The organism is Tardiphaga sp. (genome assembly GCF_044340795.1).
Lineage (GTDB): Bacteria > Pseudomonadota > Alphaproteobacteria > Rhizobiales > Xanthobacteraceae > Tardiphaga.
In genome coordinates this window covers 1-4,137 of sequence record NZ_JBIISY010000374.1, presented here as the reverse complement: position 1 = coordinate 4,137, position 4,137 = coordinate 1, and the positions used below count along the sequence as shown (strand labels likewise).

Here is a 4,137-nt window from a genome sequence, read left to right as displayed (position 1 = left end):
ATCTTGCCAAGCGCTTCTCCAAGGATTCGGAAAGCTTTGGCAAAGGCCGCATCGAGGGCGTGTTTGCGCCGGAAACGGCGGCACACGCATCCGGCACCGCAGCGCTGCTGCCGATGCTGGCGCTCGGCATTCCCGGTTCCGGCACCGCGGCGATCCTGCTCGGTGGCCTGATGGTCTGGGGCCTCAATCCCGGCCCGCTGCTGTTCGTCGAACACAAGGATTTCGTCTGGGGCCTGATCGCCTCGATGTATCTCGGCAATGTGGTTGGCCTCGTGCTGGTGCTCTCGACGGTGCCGATCTTCGCGTCGATCCTGCGGGTGCCCTTTGCGGCGGTCGCGCCGATGATCGTCGTGTCGTGCGCCATCGGCGCCTATGCGATCCAGAACGCCATGTTCGACATCTGGCTGATGCTGGGTTTTGGCGTGGTCGGCTATGTGTTCAAGAAGATCGGCATCCCGCTGGCGCCGTTCACGCTGGCGCTGGTGCTCGGCAGCCGTGCCGAAGACGCCTTCCGCCTCGCCATGATCGGCTCCGGCGGCAGCCTCGGCGTGTTCTGGTCCAACGGGCTGGTGGGCACCATCACCACGCTGGCCATCACGCTGCTGTTCTGGCCGGTAATCGACCGCATCTTCACGGGCGTCGGCCGCATGCTGCGGCCGGCGAGTGCGGCGGGATAGAGCGATCCGAAAAGCGGGGCCGGCGTTCCGGATCGGATCATGCTCAGCTGCAAGGCCCGATCAGACCACCTTGGCGTCGCGCAGTGCGGCGATCTCATCCGCGCTGAAGCCGAATTCGGCAAGGACGTCCTCGGTATTCTCGCCGAATTCAGGTGGCCGCGCGGCCATCTTGCTAGGGGTGCGTGACAGCGTGAAGGGCTGGGCGACCAGCGTGATCTTGCGGTTCTGGTCGTTCGGCACGTCCTGCGCCAGGCCGAGATGCTTGACCTGCGCGTCATCGAACATCTGGTCGATGTTGTAGATCGGCCCGCAGGGCACACCGGCAGCATTCAGCGTCTCGACCCAATGGTTCGTGGAATTCTGCGCGGTCCGGCGCTCGATCTCGGCATTCAGCGCGTCGCGATTTTTAGAGCGGGCAGGGCCAGTGGCATAGTCGGCATTGGTGATCAGATCCGGTGCGCCGATGGCCTGCGCGCAGCGCTCCCAGATCTTGCCGCCGGTGGTGGCGATATTGATGTAGCCGTCCGATGTCTTGAACACGCCAGTGGGAATGCTGGTCGGGTGATTGTTGCCGGCCTGTTGCGGTACTTCGCCTTCCATCAGCCAGCGCGAGGCCTGGAAATCCAGCATGAACACCTGAGCCTGCAACAGCGATGTCTGCACCCACTGGCCCTGACCGGACACGTCGCGCTCCAGCAGCGCCGTGAGGATGCCGGTGGCGCAGAAGAGGCCGGCGGTGAGATCGGCAACGGGAATCCCGACCCGCATCGGTCCTTCGCCAGGCGCGCCGGTGATCGACATCAGCCCGCCCATGCCCTGGGCAATCTGATCAAAGCCGGGGCGCTTGTGATAGGGCCCATCCTGCCCGAAGCCGGAAATGCTGCCATAGACGAGGCCGGGATTGATCGCCTTCAGGCTCTCGTAATCGATACCGAGGCGGTCCTTCACGTCCGGGCGAAAGTTCTCCACGACGACGTCAGCCTTCTCGACCAGCCGCTTGAACACCGCGAGGCCACGCGGGTCCTTCAGGTTTAGCGTCATGGCTCGCTTGTTGCGATGGAGATTCTGAAAGTCGAACCCCTGCCGCGGGCCGCCAGGTTGCTCCGAACCGGCATCATCGCTGAGCGCATCGATCTTGATGACGTTGGCACCCCAGTCCGCGAGTTGGCGAACGCAGGTTGGCCCTGACCGGATGCGGGTGAGGTCGAGGACGGTGAAACGTGAGAGGGCGGAGGAGGCGTGAGGGGGATGCATCCAGAAGGCTCCTGACGCAAAGTTAGCCAAGGCGTAACTTGTCGCGCAATCTGATTATGTTGTCATGCTCTAACCGACAAAATCCACTCTCCGGGAGATTTGTATCAGGCAGCCTCCGAGAACCATCGCCATCCAGGTTAGGATAGATACTTCGCTATTTCATGGGGGGTGCCGCGCTGTTGCAATTGGCTGTGGCAGCAATAGCCAGTTTGGAGAAACTCGTCGGCGGGCAAATCTAATAGCGCTAGCGGAGCTCCTCCGGTCGAAGGTTTTTCGCGCGTAGCGGCTGACCGAAGCACTTCTGAGGTGGGTACCATCAGTTTGACGGCCTTTACACGAGCCTCGCGACGTCTCGGAGCTCGCCAAGGCCGGCTTCTACTCATGGGGAGGATGACAATTGCTGAAGAACGTTCCTCCGCTCCTGTTTTCACGCTGGTTTTTTTTGTTTGGACCCTTGAATTGGGTGGTCGGGTGGGTAACAAGCGCTCCTGATGGGCAATTAGCTAGTGGTTGGGAAAATGATCCGATTCGGTTTGCTTGGGTGTGGCAGAATCTCCAAGCGCCACTCTGATTTGCTCGGAGGAGGTCATATTGACGGCGCACGTCTTACGGCCGTGTGCGACGTGCTTCCCGAACGAGCTGACGCTATCGCGGCACGTTATGGCATAAAAGCCTATTACAATCGCGACGAGTTCTTGGCGAGCAAGGAGATTGATGCAGTTTCCGTGTTGACGCCGAGCGGACAGCACGCCGCTGATGCAATCGCAGTTGCCGGTGCCGGCAAGCATGTGGTCGTTGAAAAGCCGATGGCCCTGCGTCTGGAAGACGCAGATGCCATGATTCGGGCCTGTGACCGTGCAGGCGTCAAATTATTCGTTGTCAAGCAGAATCGCTTCAATGTGCCAGTGGTAAAGGCCCGCCAAGCTCTTGAAGCTGGAAGATTCGGCAAGCTCATTCTCGGAACCGTTCGCGTTCGCTGGTGTAGAGATCAGTCTTATTATGATCAGGACGCTTGGCGTGGGACGTGGGCGCATGATGGCGGCGTGTTGGCCAACCAAGCTAGCCATCACGTGGATATGCTTGAGTGGTTTTTCGGAGATATCGTCAGCGTCCATGCGCGTGCCGTCACAGCGCTTGCGAAGATCGAAGCTGAGGATACGGCAGTTGCTACGCTGAAGTTCCGCAATGGTGCTCTTGGCATCATCGAGGCAACGACCGCGATCCGTCCAAAGGATTTGGAAGGGTCGCTCTCGATACTGGGATCCGGCGGTACGGTCGAGATTGCCGGCTTCGCCGTTAATCAGATTCGGCACTGGCAATTCATCGATGAGCTGCCATCAGACGCTGAAGTGATCGAGAAGTTTTCGGTTAATCCCCCTAACGTGTATGGCTTCGGGCATCAGGCCTATTACGAGCATGTCGTCGATTGTCTGATTAACAAGAGCCCGGCGCTGGTGGATGGGCTCGAAGGTCGCCGCAGTCTCGAGTTGATTTCAGCTCTTTACGAATCGATCGAGACGGGACGAGAGGTGCCTTTGGTTTTCAGTCCCCGTCAATGTCGTCTTGGCATGACTTCATGAACGCTCCGGCTATCCATCATGTCGGCGTGAAGGATGTTACGTTCGGCGTTAATGTGAAGATCACAGAACCTTGCAATCTGTACGGTTGCGAGATTGGCGATGATTGTTTCATCGGACCGTTCACGGAGATACAGAAAACTGCAGCTATCGGCGCACGCACGCGTGTTCAATCTCATGCTTTCATCTGCGAACTTGTGACAATCGGTCAGGATTGCTTCATCGGTCACGGAGTGATGTTTATAAATGATACCTTTGGCATAGGCGGGCCTGCACGTGGCAGGAAGGAGTTGTGGCGCCATACCATTGTCGGCGACAGGGTTTCGATAGGCTCCAATGCGACCATCATGCCGGTCCGAATTTGCGACGACGTTGTCGTTGGGGCTGGTGCTGTTGTAACAAAGGACATCCTGACGGCGGGGATTTACGCCGGCAACCCGGCACGCCGCCTCGCCACCAAGTAAATCTGTCCATGGCAGATGCGAAAGGGAACTGTTGATGCACGTGCCTTATGCCGACCTTTGGCTTCAGTATCAGACCATCAAGTCTGATATTGATGCTGCGATCGAAACTACCATTCGCGACAGTTCCTTTATCCGCGGCAGTCAAGTGGATGCCTTTGAGGCATC

4 protein-coding genes are annotated in these 4,137 nt (G+C 58.8%); 3 read left to right on the top strand and 1 reads right to left on the bottom strand.

Annotated features, from left to right (window positions below; genetic code table 11):
* Positions 1-677: tripartite tricarboxylate transporter permease (locus ACIQ17_RS31615; protein ID WP_398473473.1), on the top strand; the 677-nt coding region annotated here is incomplete at its 5' end.
* A gap of 60 nt (positions 678-737) precedes the next feature.
* On the opposite strand, the gene ACIQ17_RS31610 is transcribed toward ACIQ17_RS31615, so the two are convergent.
* Entirely contained in the window at positions 738-1,931 is a 1,194-nt protein-coding gene (locus tag ACIQ17_RS31610) for a CaiB/BaiF CoA transferase family protein (protein WP_398473472.1), read from the bottom strand.
* A 518-nt stretch (positions 1,932-2,449) separates the two neighbouring features.
* Between ACIQ17_RS31610 and ACIQ17_RS31605 the strand changes: the two genes are divergently transcribed.
* Both ACIQ17_RS31605 and ACIQ17_RS31600 read left to right on the top strand, forming a co-directional pair.
* Positions 2,450-3,511 (top strand): Gfo/Idh/MocA family protein, encoded by a 1,062-nt coding sequence (locus tag ACIQ17_RS31605; RefSeq protein ID WP_398473470.1) that lies wholly within the window; start codon positions 2,450-2,452, stop codon positions 3,509-3,511.
* Entirely contained in the window at positions 3,508-3,972 is a 465-nt protein-coding gene (locus tag ACIQ17_RS31600) for an acyltransferase (RefSeq protein WP_398473469.1), read from the top strand. Before ACIQ17_RS31605 ends, ACIQ17_RS31600 begins: the two co-directional genes overlap by 4 nt.
* Positions 3,973-4,137: the final 165 nt, after the last annotated feature.

Bases quoted from the DNA above. Each gene is read 5' to 3' on its own strand.
- ACIQ17_RS31605 (WP_398473470.1), top strand. From the start codon at position 2,450: ATGATCCGATTCGGTTTGCTTGGGTGTGGCAGAATCTCCAAGCGCCAC.
- ACIQ17_RS31600 (WP_398473469.1), top strand. From the start codon at position 3,508: ATGAACGCTCCGGCTATCCATCATGTCGGCGTGAAGGATGTTACGTTC.
- ACIQ17_RS31610 (WP_398473472.1), bottom strand. From the start codon at position 1,931: ATGCATCCCCCTCACGCCTCCTCCGCCCTCTCACGTTTCACCGTCCTC.